This is a genomic window from Nocardioides marmotae, from assembly GCF_013177455.1.
Lineage (GTDB): Bacteria > Actinomycetota > Actinomycetes > Propionibacteriales > Nocardioidaceae > Nocardioides > Nocardioides marmotae.
The window spans coordinates 2,519,575-2,538,058 of sequence record NZ_CP053660.1; the positions used below are offsets into that span (position 1 = coordinate 2,519,575).

Below are 18,484 nucleotides of genomic sequence, written 5' to 3' on the forward strand. Positions count from 1 at the left end.
CGGCGCGGGCGGCCACGGTCAGAGCGCGGCGGCCATGCCGGCGCAGGCCTTGAGCCACTGCCGGCGGGTCGCCTCGGAGAGCGAGGCGTAGGGGACGACCGACCCGGCGACCAGGGCGGGGTCGTACGGCACCCGGTAGACCCCCCGCGTGCGCTGCTCGTAGACCTGGACGAGGTCGTGGGCGAGCTTGCTGTCGACCTGCGCGGAGGGGTCGGAGAGCACGGTGACGGTCTTGTGCTTGAGGTCCTGGTAGCCGGCGTCCTGGAGGGCGTCGAGCATCCACAGCCCGGAGTAGCCGGTGTCCTCGCGCACGGTGCTCGTCACGACCAGCAGGTCCGCGGCATCGGCGGCGGCCAGCCAGTTCTCGGCCCGCATGTTGTTGCCGGTGTCGACGAGGATCACCCGGTAGAACCGCTCGAGCAGGGCGTGCACCGCCTGGAAGTCCTGCGCGCGGATCATCCCGGTCACGTCGGGCCGCTCGTCGGAGGCGAGCACGTCGAAGTGGGCGTCGCCCTGGGAGCGGACGAACGCGCCGAGGTCGCCGATGCGCGACTGGTAGACGTCGCTGAACCGGCTGAGGTCCTCCAGCAGCTCGCGGGTGGTGTTGCGGTGCGTGCTGCGCGTGCCGCGGATGCCGAGGGTGCCGCGGGTCTCGTTGTTGTCCCACGCCACCACGCCGCCACCGCGGACGGTGCCGAAGGTGTAACCGGCCGCCAGGACGCCGGTCGTCTTCGCGGCGCCGCCCTTGGGGTTGATGAACGCGATCGTGCGCGGGCCGTCGAAGTCGCGCTGGATGGTGCGGCGGTCGTTCTCGTGGTCCATCTCCGCCGGGCCCATCCGCGGGGCGATCAGCCCGCCGCTCCAGCGCCGGACCCGGCCGCGCCAGCCCCACGTGGCCGGGCCGTGCTCGATGTCGTCGGCGCGGCGGTCGAGGAAGTCGGTGGCGGTCATGAACCGGCGCGGCTCGCCGCCCGGCTCGACACTCGGCTCGGCGAGCTGCGCCGAGGGCACCACCGCCGGGACGGCCGGCGGGGCGGACGGCGCCGCGGGCGCGGCCGGCGCCGCGGGCGCGGCCACCGGCGGGGCCGGCGGAGCGGCGGGAGCGGCCGGCGGGGCAGCCGGCGGAGCGGGCGGCGCGACGACGGGCGGAGCCGCGGCGTACGCCGGGGGCTGGACGGGCGGCGCGGCCGGCGGCGGGCTGGTGGGCCACGGGTTGGCCTGCGGCGGCCCCGCGGGCGGCGGGCCGGCCGGCGGCGCCTGCTGGAACTGCGGGGCCTGCTGGAACTGCGGGGCCGGCGGGGCGGCCGGGTGGACCTGCGGGACCTCGCGGGTGTGGTGGTGCTGGTCGCCCAGGGGGTCGGTGAGCGGGTCGCCCAGCGGGTCGCCCAGCGGGTCCGCGAGCGGGTCGGCGAGCGGGTCGGCGAGCGGGTCGGCGAGCGGGTCGACCGAGCGCTGCCCGGCGGCGTACGCCCCGAGCTCCTCGGGCGTGTAGAGCCGGTCGCTGGTGTCGGAGATGTCGTGCTGGTCGGCCCGCTGGTAGGGGTCCTGCGGCTGGCTCATCCGGGGTTCCTCCGTCGTCGCGATCGGTGGTGGATCACGGTCATTCGGTCAGTGCTCCGGGGTTCCTTCCCCCGGGGCCCGCGGGTCACACGTGCCGGAAGGTCACACCTGGGTCACCGGTCCAGGTCGCGCAGGGCGGTCTCGATCGCGCGCTGGAAGGTGGGGAACGGGAAGTGCATCCCGCGCAGCACCTCGACCGGCACCTCCGCGTGCACGGCGGTGCTCAGCAGGCCCATGACCTCCCCGCCGTACGGCGCCACGACGGTGCCGCCGACGAGGACCCCGCGGGCGGCGTCCTCGAGGACCTTGACCACGCCCTCGTTGCCGGGGCCGTGCATCCAGCCGCGGCTGGACCGCGGCACGTCGGCCCGCCCCACCCGCACCTCGACGCCGGCCGCGCGGGCCTGCTCCTCGGTCAGCCCGACCGCGCCGACCTCGGGGTCGGTGAAGGTCACCCGGGTCAGGCCGCGGTAGTCGGCGGGGCGGACGTCGCGGCCGAGCACGTCCGCGACGACGCCGACGGCCTGGTACTTCGCGACGTGGGTGAACGGGCCCTCGCCGGTCACGTCGCCGACGGCCCACAGCCGCTCCCCCGCCCGCAGCCGCTCGTCGACGGGGACCCGCCCGGCCGCGGGGTCGAGGCCGACGGTCTCCAGGCCGATCCCCTCGAGGTTCGGCCGCCGCCCGGTCGCCACGAGCAGCTCGTCGACCTCCACCACCTCCCCAGGGAGATCGGCACCGGGCAGGTGCAGGCGGAAGGTGCCGCCGTCGTGCTCGACCCGCTCGACCTCGACGCCGGTGCGCACGTCGATCCCCTCGCGCATGAACGCCGCCGCGACCGCCGCGCTCGCCTCGGGCTCCTCCGGGCCGAGGATTCGCGGGCCCGCCTCGAGCAGGGTCACTGCGGAGCCGAACCGGGCGAAGGCCTGCGCCAGCTCCGCGCCGATCGGCCCGCCGCCGAGGACCCCGAGCCGGGCGGGGGCGGTGGTCGCGTGGACGACCTCGCGGTTGGTCCAGTACGGCGTGCCGGCCAGGCCGGGGACGGGCGGGGCGTCGGCCTCGGTGCCGGTCGCGAGCACGACGCCGCGCGTGGCGACGTACGTCTCGGGGCCGGCGGGGGTCTCGACCAGGACGCGGCCGGGCCCGTCGAGGCGGCCGCGGCCGCGCACGAGCCGGACGCCCGCCTCCTCCAGCGGCCCGCTGTGGCCGTCGTCGGTCCAGTCGTGGTTGGCCTCGCGGATGCGGCGCGCGGTCGGACCGAGATCCGGCTCCACGTGCGCGTAGCCGGCGAGCTCGTCGACATGGCGGGCCTCGGCGACGACGTGCGCGCCGCGGATCATCAGCTTCGAGGGCGTGCACCCCCAGAAGGGGCACTCGCCGCCGACCAGGTCGCGCTCGACGCCGACCACCGACAGCCCGGCGCGGGCGAGCTTGATCGCGACGTGCTCGCCGCCGGCGCCCAGGCCGAGGACGACGACGTCGACCTGGTGGGCCGGGCTCATCGCGACAGGTGGCGCGCGCGGGCGAAGCTGAACAGGCCGTAGCAGCCGATGCCGACCCCGACGAGCACCAGCAGCACCGGGCCGAAGGGCTGGTCGAGCACCTCGCGGAGCGCCTGGTCCAGGCCTCCGGACTTCTTCGGGTCGTGGGTGACCGCGGCGTAGCAGAACAGCCCGCCGACGATGCTCAGCGCGACGCCCTTGGCGGCGTGGCCGATCTTGCCCAGCCAGAGGTAGGCGGTGCCGGCGTCGCCGCTCTGGCCCTCGGCCGAGAGCTGCTCGCGGAACTTCTCGGTCCACGCCCGGATGCCCAGCGCCACGCCGTACCCGATGATGCCCAGGCCGACCAGGAAGACCAGGCCCTGGCCGAACGGGAGGTCGAGCAGCTTCGCGGTGAGGGTGTCCTCCGAGGAGCGCCCGCCGCCGCCACCGCCGCCGGAGCCCCCGCCGGAGCCGGTGGCGACGCGGATCGCGCTGATCCCGATGGCGGCGTACAGCACGCCCTTGGCGGCCGAGGTCACCCGCTTGCGCACCCGGGTGGCGCCCTCCTCGTCGCGATGGCCGGTCGCCGCCTCGAGGGCGCGCCACAGGACGAGGGCGAACATGCCGATCGCGACGAGCCAGACGAGGACCTGGCCGAAGGGCTGCTGGGCGAGCTCGCGGACGGCGCCGCTGGTCGACGCCTCGCCGCCGCGGTCGCCGAGCGCGAGCTGGATCGCCAACCAGGCGACGACGACGTAGACCAGTCCGTAGGCCACCAGGCCCCCGCGGATCGCCCGGTCGAACCAGGTGCTGTCGCCGGCGCGGCGTGCCGTCTGCGCGGCGTCGTGCTGAAGAGCTTCCACGCAGGTCAGATACCCAGGTCGGCCAGCGCGGACTCGATCGCTCGGTGAAAGGTCGGGTAGGCGTAGATCATGGTGCGCAGCGTCGCGACCGGCACGCCGGCGTGCACGGCCACGGCCAGCGCGCCGAGCACCTCGCCGCCGGCCGGCCCCACCACGCTGGCGCCGACGAGCACCCCGCGGTCGGCGTCCTCGACGACCTTGACCAGGCCGGTCGCGCCGGGTCCGTGGACGAAGCCGCGGGAGGACTGCTCCATCGGCGTGCTGCCCGTGCGCACCCGCAGCCCGGCGTCGCGCGCCTGCTGCTCGGTCATCCCGACCCCGGCGACCTCGGGATCGCTGAAGGTCACGTGCGGCACGGCGTGGTACGCCGCCGGCGGCCCGTCCTGGCCGAGCACGTCGCGCAGCGCGACCGCGGACTGGTACATCGACACGTGCGTGTAGGCGCCGTGACCGGTCACGTCGCCGAGCACCCAGAGGCCCTCGGCCGCCCGCAGCCGCTCGTCGACCCGCACGGTCCGCGCGGACGGGTCCAGCCCCACGGTCTCCAGGCCGAGCCCGTCGAGGTTCGGGGTGCGCCCGGCGGCGACGAGCAGCCGGTCGCCGTGGACCACCTCGTCGTCGAGGGTGAGCGCGAAGCCGCCGGCGCCGTGGGCGACCCGGCGCGGCTCGACGCCGGTGACCACGCGGACGCCCTCGTCGAGCAGCACCCGCTCCAGGACGGCCGAGGCCTCCGGCTCGTCGTGCGGCAGCAGGCGCTCGTTGTGCTGCAGGAGGGTCACCCGGGTGCCGAACCGGGCGAAGACCTGGGCCAGCTCGCAGCCGATCGGCCCGCCGCCGAGGACGACCAGCGAGGCGGGCGCCACGGTCGCGCGCACCGCGTCGCGGTTGGTCCACCACGGCGTGCCCGCGAGTCCGGGCACCGGCGGCAGCGCGGGCCGGGTGCCGGGGTTGACCACGACGCCGCGGCGCGCGGAGTACCGGCGGGTCGAGCCGTCGCGCAGCTCGACGACCACGCGCCGGGGCCCGTCGAGGCGGGCGGTGCCGTGGTGGACGGTCGCCCCGGCGTCGGCCAGGCGACGTACCGCGACGGTGTCGTCCCAGTCGTCGGTCGCCTCCTCGCGGATGCGCCGGGCCACCGGCGCCCACGAGGCGGTGACCTCGACGTCGCCGGCGAGGGTGCCGGCGCGGCGGGCCTCGGCGAGGCTGTCGGCGGCGCGCAGCATCATCTTCGAGGGGATGCACCCGTAGTAGGGGCACTCACCGCCCACGAGGTGCTTGTCGATCGCGACGACGTCCAGGCCGGCCCGGGCCGCGCCGGTCGCCAGGGCCTCGCCGCCCGGCCCGAGGCCGATGACGACGAGGTCGACCTCGTGCTCCTGCTCCTGGGTGCTCACCGCGCCAGAATGACGCGGTGAGCAACGTCAGGCCAGGTTCGCCTTGTTCCGCGCCAGGTTGCCGAGGACCCCGTTGACGAACTGCGGGGAGTCGTCGGTGGAGAGGTCCCGCACGAGCGCCAGCGCCTCGCTGATCGCGACCGAGTCCGGCACGTCGTCGGCGTACAGCAGCTCCCACAGGCCCAGCCGGAGCACGTTGCGGTCCACCGCGGGCATCCGCTCGAGGGTCCAGCCCTCGGCGTAGTCCCGCAGCAGCCCGTCGATGCGCTCCTGGTGCTCGACGACGCCGCGCACCAGCGTGGCGGTGTAGGCGTTGGTCGGGCCCTCGCCCTCCGAGATCGCCCGCTCGAGCGCCTCGACCGGCGACTCGCCCCGCATCTCCGAGGCGTAGAGCAGGTCGAGCGCGCGCTTGCGGGCCTTCGAACGCGCTGCCATCAGGACTTGACGCGTCCCAGGTAGGAGGAGTCGCGGGTGTCGACCTTGACCTTCTCGCCCTGGTTGATGAAGAGCGGCACCTGGATCTCGTGGCCGGTCTCCAGCGTGGCCGGCTTGGTGCGGCCGGTGGCGGAGTCGCCCGCGAGGCCGGGCTCGGTGAAGGTGATGACGAGCTCGACCGAGGCGGGGAGCTCGATGAAGAGCACGCGGCCCTCGTTGGTCGCCACGATGACCTCCTGGTTCTCCAGGAGGAAGTTCTGCGCGTCGCCGACGGTCTCCGGCGGGACCTCGAGCTGGTCGTAGGACTGGACGTCCATGAAGACGAACGAGGTGCCGTCGTTGTAGAGGTACTGCATCGTGCGGCGGTCGACCGTGGCGGTCTCGACCTTGGTGCCGGCGTTGAAGGTCTTGTCGACGTTCTTGCCCGACTCGACGTTGCGGAGCTTGGTCCGCACGAAGGCGGGGCCCTTGCCCGGCTTGACGTGCTGGAACTCCACCACGGACCAGAGCTGCCCGTCGATGTTGAGGACCATGCCGTTCTTGAGGTCGTTCGTCGTTGCCATGCGCGCGTTGTCAGCCTTCGGGTCCGGTGGGCAGGAGGTGCTCGTGGCCGCCTCACCGGGCGCCTCCGGGCACGGCGCACGAGTCTACCGGCGCGCCGCGGCATCCCCCGAATACCCGCCTCGTGATGCCCAGCGAGCGCTCCGGCGCACGGTGGGCATCACGAGGCGGACCGAGGTGAGGCGAGGTGGGGCGGGTGGGGGCGAGTCAGCCCCGGGCCAGCACCTCGAGTGCCATCCGGTAGCCCTCGACACCGTGCCCGGCGACGACCTCGACGGCGTAGGGAGTGACCACCGAGTGGTGGCGGAACTCCTCGGGCCGCTTCTGGGGGTCGGAGATGTGCACCTCCACCAGCGGCGCCTCGAGCTGGGCGCAGGCGTCGAGCACCGCGTAGGAGTAGTGCGTCCACGCCGCGGCGTTGAGGACCACCGGCGTCCGGTCGTCGGCGGCCTGGTTGAGCCAGTCGACCATCACGCCCTCGTGGTTGGTCTGGCGCACCTCGACCTCGAGGCCGAGCTCGGCACCCCACGCCACGCACATCGCGGCCAGCTCGGCGTGGGTGGTCGTGCCGTAGATCTCCGGCTGCCGGCGACCCAGCCGCCCGAGGTTGGGCCCGTTGAGGACCAGGACCCTCACGCGGGTGCCTGCTCGCCGTCCCCCTGCTGGAGGGCGTCGTACGCCGCCCGCAGGTGCTCCTCGGACGGCCCGGCCAGGACCGCCGGCCGCGCGACGTCGTCGAGCACCACGAACCGCAGCTGGGAGCCGCGCGCCTTCTTGTCCACGCGCATCAGCTCCAGCAGGTCCTCGAAGGTCGGCCCGGACATCGCGGTCGGCAGCCCGAAGCGGCCGAGGACGTCGCGGTGGCGCTGGACCAGCTCGGGACCGATCCGGCCCTCGAGCCGCGCCAGCTCGGCGACGTACACGCAGCCGAGGGCGACGGCCTCGCCGTGGCGGATGGTGTAGCCGCTGACCTGCTCGATTGCGTGGCCGAGGGTGTGGCCGTAGTTGAGCACCTCGCGGCCGGGGTGGCCGTCGCGGCCGCCGGTCTCGCGCAGGTCCTCGACGACGACGTCGACCTTGACCCGGATCGCGCGCTCGACCAGCTCGCGCAGCGCCGGGTCGTCGACGGTGAGCGTGCCGGGGTCGACGGACTCCGCGATCCGCAGGATCTCGGGGTCGGCGACGAAGCCGCACTTGAGCACCTCGGCCAGGCCGGAGACGAGCTCCTCGGCGGCGAGGGTGCGCAGGAAGGAGAGGTCGCAGAGCACGCCGGCGGGCTCGTGGAAGGCCCCGACGAGGTTCTTGCCGGACTCGGTGTTGACGGCCGTCTTGCCGCCGACCGCGGCGTCGACCATGCCCAGCAGGGTGGTCGGGACGTGCACGACGCGGACGCCGCGCAGCCAGGTCGCGGCGACGAAGCCGCCGAGGTCGGTGGTCGCGCCGCCGCCGAGGGTGACGATGACGTCGGAGCGGGTGAAGCCCTCGTCGCCGAGCGCGTTCCAGATCTCCGCGGCGACCTCGACCGACTTGCACTCCTCGCCCTCGGGCACCGCGAAGACGAGGACCTCGCGGTCGCCGAGGGTCTCGACGAGGTCGTCGGCGAACGGCTGGAGCCGGGTGTCGACCACCAGCGCGACGCGCTCGGCGGCGCTGCCGACCATCCCGGGGAGGTGGTGGGCGAGGTCGCTGCCGACGACGACGTCGTACGGCGCGGCGCCCCCGACGTGCAGCGTGGTCTCGGCGGTGGTGCCGGCGGTCGGGTCAGTCACGGTGGAGGGCCTCCAGGATCTCGTCGGCGACCTGCTGCGCGGTCCGCCCGTCGGTGTCGACGACCAGGGTGGCCACCGACTCGTACACCGGCGCCCGCTCGTCGAGGAGCGCCTTGATGCGCGACCGTACGCCACCGATCAGCAGCGGCCGCGAGGTGCCGAGGCCGACGCGCTTGACCGCGTCGGCGAGCCCGACCCGCAGGTAGACGACCGGGTGGCCCGCGAGCCGCTCGCGGGTGGCGGGATCGAGCACCGCTCCCCCGCCGAGCGCGAGGACGCCGTCGTGCTCGGCCAGCGCGGCGGCGACGGCCGCGGCCTCGAGCTCGCGGAAGCGGGCCTCCCCCGAGTCCACGAAGATGTCGGAGACCGAGCGGCCCTCGGCCGCCTCGACGTCCTGGTCGGTGTCGCGGGCCGCGACCCCCCAGGCGTCGGCGAGCAGCGCGGCGACGGTGGTCTTCCCGGCGCCCATCGGCCCGACGAGGACCGCGCGGGGCCCGCTCATCGGTAGCGCAGGGCGGAGAGGTAGGACTCGGCGTTGCGCCGGGTCTCGGCCACCGAGTCGCCACCGAACTTCTCGGTCACCGCGTCGGCGAGCACGAGCGCGACCATCGCCTCGGCGACGATGCCGGCGGCCGGCACCGCGCACACGTCGGAGCGCTGGTGGTGGGCCACGGACTCCTCGCCGGTGGCGACGTCGACGGTGCGCAGCGCCCGCGGGACCGTCGCGATGGGCTTCATCGCGGCGCGCACGCGCAGCACCTCGCCGGTGGTCATGCCGCCCTCGGTGCCGCCGGAGCGGCCCGAGACGCGGCGGATGCCCTCGTCGGTCGGGACGATCTCGTCGTGGGCCAGCGAGCCGGGGGTCGCGGCGAGGGCGAAACCGTCGCCGACCTCCACGCCCTTGATCGCCTGGATGCCCATGAGCGCACCCGCGAGCCGCGAGTCGAGCCGGCGGTCCCAGTGCACGTGCGAGCCCAGGCCCGGCGGCAGCCCGTGGACGACGACCTCGACGACGCCGCCGAGGGTGTCGCCGTCCTTGTGGGCGGCGTCGATCCGCTCGACCATCAGCCGCGAGGTCTCGGGGTCCAGGCAGCGCACGGGGTCCTCGTCGAGGCGCGCGACGTCGTCGGCGGCGGGCCAGAGCCCGTCGGGGGCCCGGACGCCGCCGAGCTCGATGACGTGGGAGACGATCCGGGCCCCGACGGCCTGCTCGAGGAAGTTGCTGGCCACCCGGCCCAGCGCCACCCGGGCGGCGGTCTCGCGGGCCGAGGCGCGCTCGAGGATCGGGCGGGCGTCGTCGAAGTCGTACTTCTGCATGCCGGCGAGGTCGGCGTGGCCGGGCCGGGGCCGGGTGAGCGGGGCGTTGCGGGCCATCGAGGCCAGCTCGTCGGGGTCGACCGGGTCGGCCGACATGACCTTCTCCCACTTGGGCCACTCGGTGTTGCCGACCTCGATCGCGACCGGACCGCCCTGCGTGCGCCCGTGGCGTACGCCGCCGACGAGCGTGACCTGGTCCTGCTCGAACTTCATCCGGGCGCCGCGGCCGTAGCCGAGCCGGCGGCGGGCCAGGGAGTCCTGGATGTCGGAGGAGGTGACCTCGACGTGGGCGGGGAGGCCCTCGAGGATCGCGACCAGGGACGGGCCGTGGGACTCGCCCGCGGTGAGCCAACGAAGCATGGGCGCAGTCTTCCATGACGGGTGACCGCTCCCGGACGCTCACCCGGTCGCGAGACCGTCCAGCACCGGCGCGCCGATCCAGATCCCCAGCAGCGCGGCGAGGAGCATGAACGGGCCGAAGGGGAACGCCCTGCGCTCCACGACCCGCAGCAGCGACAACAGCCCGCCGCCGAGCCCGCCCAGCAGGAACCCGCCGTAGACCCCGACGAGCAGCTCCCCCCAGCCCAGGTGGCCCAGCGCGATGCCGAGCAGCCCGGCCAGCCGCACGTCCCCGTAGCCGAGCCCGCGCGGGTGCACGAACCACAGCGCGAAGAAGATCCCGCCGGCGACCAGCCAGCCCCAGAACGCCCGGACCAGGTCGTCGGTCTCCCGCGTGACCAGCCAGGTGAGCAGCGTGAGCGCGATCGTGACGAGGTACGTCGGCGCGATGACCTTGGTCGGCAGCAGCCGGGTGCGCCAGTCGACGACCGCGAGCGCGACCGAGACCGGGACGAGCGGGACCAGCGGCAGCAGGTCCCAGTCCGCGCCGACCGCCCACCCGACGACCGCGCCGGCGACCGCCGAGGCGAGCGCGGCCTTCCAGGCCAGGCCCGGGGAGCGGGCGATGTCGGCGTAGGCCTCCTTGGGCTCCTCCTCGAGGCCGGCTCCGTCGGCTCCGTCGGCTCGGTCGGCTCCGTCGGCTCCGGCGTGGACGGTCGACGGCTCCGGCTCGGGGATCCGCGCGACGAGCGCGGGCACGAGCAGGCCGAGCGCGCCGCAGAGGAGCGCGAGCGCGCCGGCGGCGGCCGCGGCCCCGCCGGGGTCGCTCACCCCGCGCCCCGCAGCGCGGCCTCGCCGGCCGCGCGCATCCGCTCCACGCTCGGGCGCGTCCCGGTGAACAGCTCGACCTGGAGCGCGGCCTGGTGGACGAGCAGGTCGAGGCCGCCGACGAGGACCCGGTCGCCGCCGACCGAGGCGGCCAGCGGGGTGGGCCAGGGGTCGTAGACGACCTCGAAGACCACCGGCACCGCGCGGCAGCCGGCCACGAGGTCGGGGGTCTGCGCGGTCGCCGGAACGGTGGAGACCAGCACGTCGGCCTCGGGCGCCCGGTCCAGCGGCGCGAGCGCGACCTCGGGGCGGGCCGGGTGCCGCCGGACGGCCGCGGCCGCCTCCTCGCCCCGCTCGGGCGAGCGCACGTGGAGGGTCACGCGGCGGGCGCCGAGGTCGCACAGCGCGAGCCCGGTGGAGGCCGCGGTCGCTCCCCCGCCGAGCACGGCACCGGTGGCGACGGGCCCGGCGTACCGCTCCCGGACCGCGGCGACCGCGCCGGGCAGGTCGGTGTTGTCGGCGTGCCGGCGCTCGCCGTCGAGCACGAGGGTGTTCGCGGCGCCGACGAGCGCGGCGCGCTCCGAGACGTCGCCGACCAGCCCCATCAGCTCACGCTTGAGCGGCATCGTCAGCGACAGCCCGCGCCACGAGCCGTCGAGCCCGGCGAGGAAGTCCGCCAGCCCGCCGGCCGGCACCCGGACCGCCTCGTAGGTCCAGTCCAGGCCCAGCTCGGCGTACGCCGCGCGGTGCAGGACCGGCGACAGCGAGTGGTCGATGGGGTCGCCGAGGACGGCGCAGCGCTGGGGTTCGGGCACGCCGTCGTCCTCAGCAGCGGTCGGACTGGGTCGCGCAGTACTCGTCGAGCTCCCGGCTGAAGGAGAGGAACTCGTCGTAGGACTCGGTGAACTTCGTCTCGCCGGTCTCCAGGTTCACCGTCACGTAGAACAGCCACGGCCCGTCGGCGGGGGTGGTCGCCGCCGCGATGGCGGCGTCGCCCGGTGCCTCGATCGGGCCCGGCGGGAGGCCCGGCTGCTTGTAGGTGTTGTACGGCGAGTCGGCGACCGACTCGATCTCGTCCATGGTCAGCCGGGCGATGGGGCTCTTGTCGAGCGCGTAGTTGACCGCCGCGTCGATCTGGAGCAGGCCGTTGGTGATGCCGTTGCCGGGGTTCTCGACGCGGTTGTAGATGACCCGCGCGACCTTCGGCATGTCGTCACCGCGCCCCTCGGCCTCCACGAGGCTGGCGATGGTCATCAGCTCGTGGGGGGTGTAGCCGAGCCGGTCGGCGGCCTCCTCGAGGCCGGCCTCGTCGGCGGCCTGGCGCCAGCGGTCGACCATGGCGCTGATCATGTCCACCGGCTCGGCGTTGGGCCCGAAGGAGTAGGTCGAGGGGAACAGGTAGCCCTCGGGGTTGCCGCCGGCGTACTCCGGCAGCCCGATCTTCTCGGGCTGGTCGAGGACCCGCTGGAAGGCGGCAGCGGCGAAGTCGGTGTTCTCGGCGAGCAGCTCGACGACCTGGTCGGTGTTGAGGCCCTCGGGGATCGTGACGGCGTTGGTGACGATGTTCGAGGGGTCCGCGAGCACGTCGATGGCGGCGCTGGCCGCCATCTCCTTCTTCAGCGGGTAGAACCCGACCTGGATCCCGGCGGAGTCGGGGTTGGCGCCGGCGGCGTCGAGGCACGCCTGCACCGAGGCCACGACGCCCTCGTCCTTGAGGTTGCGGCAGATCTGCGCGCTGGAGTCGCCGCTGACGACCTCGAAGGAGACGTTCCCCCGGCCCGGACCGGCGTAGTCCTCGGGGTCGGCGAACTGGTCCTCGACCCAGGAGATCCCGCGGGTGATGCCGAAGTAGAGCCCGCCGGCCACGATCGCGAGCGCGACGAGGACGGCCAGGCACCCGGGCAGGTTGCGGCGCTTGCGGCGGCGCCGGGCTCCCCCCTGGTAGGAGGTGACCGGCACGACCGGGTCTCGCTCGTCGACCAGCGGGTCGCTCGGGTGGCTCGGGTCGCTCACTGGGTCTCCTCGGGCTCCTCGGGCGCTGCCCGGACGATCTCTCCGGGGGCGGTCCCCGTCGTGCGCTCGGTGTCGAGCGCGTGCTGCAGGATCAAGACGGCGGCGGCCTGGTCGACGACGGCGCGCCGCTTGCTGCCGGATCGGCCCCGGTCGCGGAGCATAGCCTCCGCCGAGACCGTGGTGAGCCGCTCGTCGACCAGACGCACCGGGACCGGGGCGATCCGCTCGGCGAGCCGCGCCGCGAACTCCCGGCTCTTGGCCGCCGCCGGGCCCTCGCCGCCGGACAGGCTGCGGGGCAGGCCGACGACCACCTCGGCCACCTCGGACTCCTCGGCGATCTCGCGGAGGATCCGGGCGATCCGGGCCAGGTCGCCCTTGCCGCGGCGCACGGTCTCGACGGGCGTGGCGAGGAACCCGGTCGGGTCGCTGCGCGCCACGCCGATCCGGGCGTCGCCCGGGTCGATGCCGAGCCGTACGCCGTGCCTCAAGCGCCCGCCGTCCGTGCGACCTCGGTGGTCACCAGCGCGAGCGCCTCGTCGATCCGGGAGGCGTCGGTGCCGCCACCCTGGGCGACGTCGTCCTTGCCGCCGCCCTTGCCGCCGACCAGCGGGCCGACCGCGCGGACCAGGGCGTTGGCCGACAGGCCGCGCTCGCGCGCGGCCTCGGTGAGGGCCGCGACGACCGAGACCTTGCCGTCCGCGGCGCCGATGACCACCACGACGCCGGGCTCGCCCTGCGGCAGCCGGCTCCGGATGTCCATCGCCAGGGTGCGGACGTCGCCGCCGGAGGCGCCGTCGGCGCGGTGGGCGACCACGTGGACCCCGCCGACGACCTCGGCGCCCGCGGCCACCTGGCCGGCCGCGGCCAGCAGCTGCGCGACGCGGGCCTTCTCGGCCTCCTTCTCGACCGCGCGGAGCCGGTCGACGAGCTCGGAGACCCGGCCGACGAGGTCGTCGGGCTGGGTCTTGAGCAGGCCGGTCAGCTGGCTGACCACGTCGCGCTCGCGGGCGAGGTAGGCGAAGCCCTCGACGCCGGTGAAGGCCTCGATGCGCCGGTTGCCCGACCCGACCGAGGACTCGCCGGTCACCACGATCGTGCCGATCTGGGAGGAGTGGTCGACGTGGGTGCCGCCGCAGAGCTCGCGCGACCAGGGGCCGCCGATCTCGACCACGCGCACCTTGGAGTCGTCGTACGTCTCGCCGAACAGGGCGATCGCGCCCCACTCCTTGGCCTCGGGCAGCGTCATGTACTGCCAGTGGACCGGCAGGTCGGCGCGCAGGGCGTGGTTGGAGACCTGCTCGATGTCGCGGACCTGCTGGGCGTCCAGGCCGGTGGTCCAGCCGAAGTCCAGGCGCAGGTAGCCGGGGCGGTTGTAGGAGCCGGACTGCAGCGCGGTGGGGCCGAGCACCTCGCGCAGGGCCGCGTGCACCACGTGGGTGCCCGAGTGCGCCTGGCGGGCGCCGAGGCGCCACTCGGGGTCGACGCGGGCGTGCAGCGCGGCCCCGCCGGTGGCGTCCAGCTCGCCGTCGACGACCCGGACCTGGTGGACGACCAGCCCGCGGACCGGCCGCTGGACGTCGAGCACCTCCAGCCGGCCGCCGTCGAACTCGATGGTGCCCGCGTCGGCGGCCTGGCCGCCGGACTCGGCGTAGAACGGGGTCCGGTCCAGCACCAGCTCGCCGACCTCGCCGGTCGCCAGCGAGCGCGCCGGAGCGCCGCCGGCGAGCAGGGCCAGCGGGCGCGACTCGGTCTCCAGGGTCTCGTAGGCCAGCCACTCGGTCGGCCCGTGCGCGTCGAGGATGCCGCGGTAGACGCCGGTGTCGGCGTGCTGACCCTTCTTCGCCCGGGCGTCGGCCTTGGCCCGCTCGCGCTGCTCGGTCATGAGCGCGCGGAAGCCGTCCTCATCGACGCTCAGCCCGGCCTCGGAGGCCATCTCCAGGGTCAGGTCGATCGGGAAGCCGTAGGTGTCGTGGAGCGCGAACGCCTGGTCCCCGCTGAGCCGGGCCTGGCCGGAGGCCTTCACCCGCTGGGCGGCCTGGTCGAAGATCTGGGTGCCGGCCTGGAGGGTCTTGCGGAAGGCGTCCTCCTCGGCGTACGCCACCCGGCTGATCCGCTCGAAGTCCGCCTCGAGCTCGGGGTAGGAGGCCTTCATCCGCGACATGCTGACCGGCAGCAGCTCGGGCAGCGAGCGGTCCTCGTAGCCCAGCAGCCGCATCGAGCGGACCGCGCGGCGCAGCAGCCGGCGCAGCACGTAGCCGCGGGCCTCGTTGCCGGGGGTGACCCCGTCGCCGATGAGCATCAGCGCGCTGCGGACGTGGTCGGCGACGACGCGGAAGCGGACGTCGTCCTCCTCGTTCGCGCCGTAGGCCTTGCCGGTCAGCTCGCTGGCGCGCTCGATGACGGGGAAGACCTCGTCGATCTCGTACATGTTCTGCTTGCCCTGGAGCAGGTAGGCCACCCGCTCCAGGCCCATGCCGGTGTCGATGTTCTTGGCCGGCAGCGGGCCCTCGACGTCGAAGTCGTCCTTGGCGCGCACGGCGCTGAGCGACTCCTGCATGAAGACGAGGTTCCAGATCTCCAGGAACCGGTCCTCGTCGGCGTTCGGGCCACCGTCGGGGCCGTGCTCGGGCCCGCGGTCGACGTAGATCTCCGAGCAGGGACCGCCCGGGCCGGGCACGCCCATGTTCCAGTAGTTGTCCTTGAGCCCACGCTCCTGGATCCGCTCGTCGGGCAGGCCGGCGACGCTCTTCCACAGCTCGCGCGCCTCGTCGTCGGTCGGGAGCACCGTGACCCAGATCTTCTCCGGGTCGAAGCCCAGGCCGCCGTCCTCGACGGAGCCGGTGATCAGGCTCCACGCGAACCGGATCGCCCCCTCCTTGAAGTAGTCGCCGAAGGAGAAGTTGCCGCACATCTGGAAGAACGTGCCGTGCCGCGTGGTCTTGCCGACCTCCTCGATGTCGAGGGTGCGCACGCACTTCTGGACGCTGACCGCGCGGTCGTACGGCGCGGTCTCCTGGCCCAGGAAGTACGGCTTGAACGGCACCATGCCGGCGTTGACGAACAGCAGGTTCGGGTCGTCGAGCAGCAGCGAGGCGGACGGCACGACCGTGTGCGCGTTGGCCTCGAAGTGGGCCACGAACCGTCGGCGGATCTCCGCGGTCTCCATCAGGTGGTGCCTTCCTCGTGTGGTGCGTCGGTGGTGTCTGGGGTGTTGCTGGCAGTTCTGGTGCTGGTGCGGGGTGCGGCGAGCTCCGGCGTCCCCGCCGGGGTCAGGCCGAGCCGGGCGCGCAGGTCGACCTCGGCGTCCGCCCTGCCCTGCGCGACCTCGTCGCGCAGCAGCCGGGCGCCGAGCGTCAAGCCGTTCCACCGGTCCCGGAGGCCGTCGGCGGTGAGGGCCTCGGCCGCGCGGCGGCCACGCACCATCGCGTAGACCCCCGCCCCGGCCCCGGCGACGAACCAGAGGCCGCGGCTCATCCCGGGGTCCCTGCGGATCCGGGAACGCAGCGAGCGGATTCGTGGGGTGATCTCATGCTGCGCTGCCCTCGTCGAGGGTGCCGCGCCGGCGCGCCTCCCAGTCGCGCCGGGCGGCGCGCAGGTCGGCGCGGCGCTGCTTGCGCGAGCGGCGGATCTCGCGCCGGACCTCGAACCGGATCCGGTTGCGCACCTCGGGGGCGAGCGCGCGGCGGACGCCGGCGGCCAGCGACGCGGCCTGGACGACCGACTCCCGCAGGACGAGGTCGGCGAAGAGCGGGGCGGGCACGGCGGGCGCCCGCCGGGCCTCGTCGAGCTCGGGTTCCGGCTCCCCGGCCCGGGTGATCACGAACTCCTCGGTGCGGGTCGGCGCCGCGGGAGCGGCGACCCGGCGCTCGAGCGCGTCGAGCCGCTCGCGGAGCCCGTCGGTCTCGGCGCGCGCGGCGGCCAGCTCGGTGCGTGCCCGGGAGCGGGCTCGGGCGCCGCTGACGGCGAGCACGAGCAGCAGCACGAGGAGGGCCAGCAGCGCGGCGGCTGCCGCGACCACGGCCCAGCCCGGCACGCTCCACTCCTCGACCATGGTGCCCGACCCTACCGTCCGGACCGGTCGGCCTTGGCGCCCGGACCGCCGCTGCCGCGCACCAGGCGGCGTACCCGCTCCCAGCGCTCCTTGACCGCGGCCTCGGCGCCCAGGGAGGTCGGCCGGTAGTACTCCGCGTCGAGCACGACGTCGGGTGCGTACTGCTGCTCGGCGATGCCGTAGGGCTCGTCGTGGCTGTACTTGTACGTCGCCCCGTGGCCGAGCTTCTTGGCGCCGGAGTAGTGCGCGTCGCGCAGGTGCGACGGGACCGGACCGATCTTGCCGGCGCGGACGTCGGCGACCGCGGCGAAGACCGCGGTGGTGACCGCGTTGGACTTCGGCGCCACCGCGAGCGCGATCGTCGCGTGGGCGAGCGTCAGCTGCGCCTCCGGCATGCCGATCAGCTGCACGGTCTGCGCGGCCGCGACGGCGGTCTGGAGGGCCGTGGGGTCGGCCAGCCCGATGTCCTCGCTGGCCAGGATCATCAGCCGGCGGGCGATGAACCGGGGGTCCTCCCCCGCCTCCATCATCCGGGCCAGGTAGTGCAGCGCGGCGTCGGCGTCCGAGCCCCGCACCGACTTGATGAAGGCGCTGGTCACGTCGTAGTGCTGGTCGCCCTGCCGGTCGTAGCGCACCGCAGCCTGGTCGACGGCGGTCTCGGCCATCTCCAGGGTGACCACGTCGGAGCCGCGGGAGGCGGCGGCCCCGGTGGCTGCCTCGAGGTACGTCAGCGAGCGGCGCGCGTCGCCGCCGGCGAGGCGGACCAGGTGGTCGATCGCCTCCTCCTCGACGGTGAACCGGCCGGCGAGCCCGCGCTCGTCGACGAGCGCCTGCTCCAGCACGCCGCGCACGTGCTCGTCGGTGAGCGACTCCAGCCGCAGCAGGAGGCTGCGGGAGAGCAGCGGGGAGATCACGCTGAAGAAGGGGTTCTCCGTGGTCGCCGCCACGAGCGTCACCCAGCGGTTCTCCACCCCCGGGAGCAGGGCGTCCTGCTGGGCCTTGCTGAACCGGTGCACCTCGTCGACGAACAGCACCGTCTCCCGGCCGGTCGCGACCAGCTCGGCGCGGGCGGTGTCGATCGCCGCGCGCACCTCCTTGACGCCGGCGGAGACCGCGGAGACCTCGACGAACCTGCGGTCGGTCTGCTGGCTGACGATCGAGGCGATCGTCGTCTTGCCGGTGCCCGGCGGCCCCCACAGCAGCAGCGACATCGACTGGTCGTTCTCGATCAGCTGCCGCAGCGGTGCGCCCGGCGCACGCAGCTGCTCCTGGCCGACGAGCTCATCGAGCGTCCGCGGCCGCATCCGCACCGCCAGCGGGGCCGAGGCGTGGGTGTTCGCGGCCAGCGACCCGCCCCCGGTCCCGCCCGCGCCTCCGCGTCCGGGCAGGTCGAACAGGCCGTCACTCACGCCGTGAGCCTACGACGCCTCCCCGCCCGGCCGACGCCCGACCGGGTGGTCCGGGTCGTGTGCCTGACGACGCGGGGCGGCGCGTTCCCAGGCACACGACCCCGCAGCCGAGCCCCGGAGGCCCGCCCACGGAACGGGTACGCCGCGCGGTCGGGGCCGGAGGCGGACGACGGGCGGGCAGGCCCGGTCGTGGTTGGGTCTGGCGGGCCGGAGCGAGGCACGAGCGCAGGCCTGGTCGACCGGGCCTGCCCGTCCGGCGGGAGCCGCAGGCCCCGACCCCCACCCGGCGTACACCGAGGGAAGCCGGGGCCGCGGTTCGGCTCACCGGGTTTCGACACGCTCGCTGACGCTCGCTGCTCAACCAGCGGGACGTCGCTGGCGCTCGCTGCTCAACCAGCGGAAGTCGCTGGCGCGCTGCTCAACCAGCGGGACTCGCTGGCGCTCGCTGCTCAACCAGCGGGAGT

18 protein-coding genes are annotated in these 18,484 nt (G+C 74.8%); all 18 read right to left on the reverse strand.

Features of this window, described 5'->3' with window-relative positions; translation table 11 throughout:
* Positions 1–18: 18 nt before the first annotated feature.
* Entirely contained in the window at positions 19–1,560 is a 1,542-nt protein-coding gene (locus tag HPC71_RS12155; RefSeq protein WP_253944009.1) for a MinD/ParA family ATP-binding protein, read from the reverse strand.
* A 113-nt stretch (positions 1,561–1,673) separates the two neighbouring features.
* On the reverse strand, positions 1,674–3,062 hold the full coding sequence (locus HPC71_RS12160; RefSeq protein ID WP_154617417.1) for a dihydrolipoyl dehydrogenase family protein: 1,389 nt from the start codon (positions 3,060–3,062) through the stop codon (positions 1,674–1,676).
* Positions 3,059–3,904, reverse strand: coding sequence for a DUF1206 domain-containing protein (locus tag HPC71_RS12165; protein WP_171896742.1), 846 nt, complete (start codon positions 3,902–3,904; stop codon positions 3,059–3,061). Before HPC71_RS12165 ends, HPC71_RS12160 begins: the two co-directional genes overlap by 4 nt.
* Before the next feature lie 5 nt (positions 3,905–3,909).
* Positions 3,910–5,298 carry a dihydrolipoyl dehydrogenase family protein gene (locus HPC71_RS12170; protein ID WP_171896743.1) on the reverse strand — a complete coding sequence of 463 codons (1,389 nt, stop codon included), beginning with the start codon at positions 5,296–5,298 and terminating at the stop codon, positions 3,910–3,912.
* A gap of 27 nt (positions 5,299–5,325) precedes the next feature.
* Complete coding sequence (nusB, locus tag HPC71_RS12175) at positions 5,326–5,733, reverse strand: transcription antitermination factor NusB (protein WP_154617415.1); 408 nt, start codon at positions 5,731–5,733, stop codon at positions 5,326–5,328.
* Positions 5,733–6,296: an elongation factor P gene (gene efp / locus HPC71_RS12180; RefSeq protein ID WP_154617413.1), complete on the reverse strand. Its 564-nt coding sequence runs from the start codon at positions 6,294–6,296 to the stop codon at positions 5,733–5,735. Before efp ends, nusB begins: the two co-directional genes overlap by 1 nt.
* 205 nt (positions 6,297–6,501) lie before the next feature.
* Complete coding sequence (locus HPC71_RS12185; protein WP_171896744.1) at positions 6,502–6,930, reverse strand: type II 3-dehydroquinate dehydratase; 429 nt, start codon at positions 6,928–6,930, stop codon at positions 6,502–6,504.
* Positions 6,927–8,063 carry a 3-dehydroquinate synthase gene (gene aroB, locus HPC71_RS12190; RefSeq protein ID WP_171896745.1) on the reverse strand — a complete coding sequence of 379 codons (1,137 nt, stop codon included), beginning with the start codon at positions 8,061–8,063 and terminating at the stop codon, positions 6,927–6,929. Before aroB ends, HPC71_RS12185 begins: the two co-directional genes overlap by 4 nt.
* Positions 8,056–8,565, reverse strand: coding sequence for a shikimate kinase (locus HPC71_RS12195; protein ID WP_154617411.1), 510 nt, complete (start codon positions 8,563–8,565; stop codon positions 8,056–8,058). Before HPC71_RS12195 ends, aroB begins: the two co-directional genes overlap by 8 nt.
* Complete coding sequence (gene aroC / locus HPC71_RS12200) at positions 8,562–9,740, reverse strand: chorismate synthase (protein WP_154617409.1); 1,179 nt, start codon at positions 9,738–9,740, stop codon at positions 8,562–8,564. The genes HPC71_RS12195 and aroC overlap by 4 nt, the downstream gene beginning before the upstream one ends.
* A 39-nt stretch (positions 9,741–9,779) precedes the next feature.
* Positions 9,780–10,550 (reverse strand): prepilin peptidase, encoded by a 771-nt coding sequence (locus HPC71_RS12205; protein WP_154617407.1) that lies wholly within the window; start codon positions 10,548–10,550, stop codon positions 9,780–9,782.
* Positions 10,547–11,362 (reverse strand): shikimate dehydrogenase, encoded by an 816-nt coding sequence (locus tag HPC71_RS12210; protein WP_171896746.1) that lies wholly within the window; start codon positions 11,360–11,362, stop codon positions 10,547–10,549. Before HPC71_RS12210 ends, HPC71_RS12205 begins: the two co-directional genes overlap by 4 nt.
* 10 nt (positions 11,363–11,372) lie before the next feature.
* A complete protein-coding gene (mltG, locus tag HPC71_RS12215; protein WP_171896747.1) occupies positions 11,373–12,560 on the reverse strand; it encodes an endolytic transglycosylase MltG in 1,188 nt (395 codons plus the stop codon).
* Positions 12,557–13,048 (reverse strand): Holliday junction resolvase RuvX, encoded by a 492-nt coding sequence (ruvX, locus tag HPC71_RS12220; RefSeq protein WP_154617405.1) that lies wholly within the window; start codon positions 13,046–13,048, stop codon positions 12,557–12,559. The genes mltG and ruvX overlap by 4 nt, the downstream gene beginning before the upstream one ends.
* Positions 13,045–15,726: an alanine--tRNA ligase gene (gene alaS / locus HPC71_RS12225; protein WP_154617403.1), complete on the reverse strand. Its 2,682-nt coding sequence runs from the start codon at positions 15,724–15,726 to the stop codon at positions 13,045–13,047. Before alaS ends, ruvX begins: the two co-directional genes overlap by 4 nt.
* Entirely contained in the window at positions 15,726–16,034 is a 309-nt protein-coding gene (locus HPC71_RS20905) for a DUF6167 family protein (RefSeq protein WP_195849545.1), read from the reverse strand. Before HPC71_RS20905 ends, alaS begins: the two co-directional genes overlap by 1 nt.
* Before the next feature lie 52 nt (positions 16,035–16,086).
* The gene (locus HPC71_RS12235; RefSeq protein WP_154617401.1) at positions 16,087–16,611 is read right to left on the reverse strand and encodes a hypothetical protein; all 525 of its coding nucleotides are present in this window, start codon (positions 16,609–16,611) and stop codon (positions 16,087–16,089) included.
* Between the two features lie 11 nt (positions 16,612–16,622).
* A complete protein-coding gene (locus tag HPC71_RS12240) occupies positions 16,623–18,020 on the reverse strand; it encodes a replication-associated recombination protein A (RefSeq protein WP_253943699.1) in 1,398 nt (465 codons plus the stop codon).
* Positions 18,021–18,484: the final 464 nt, after the last annotated feature.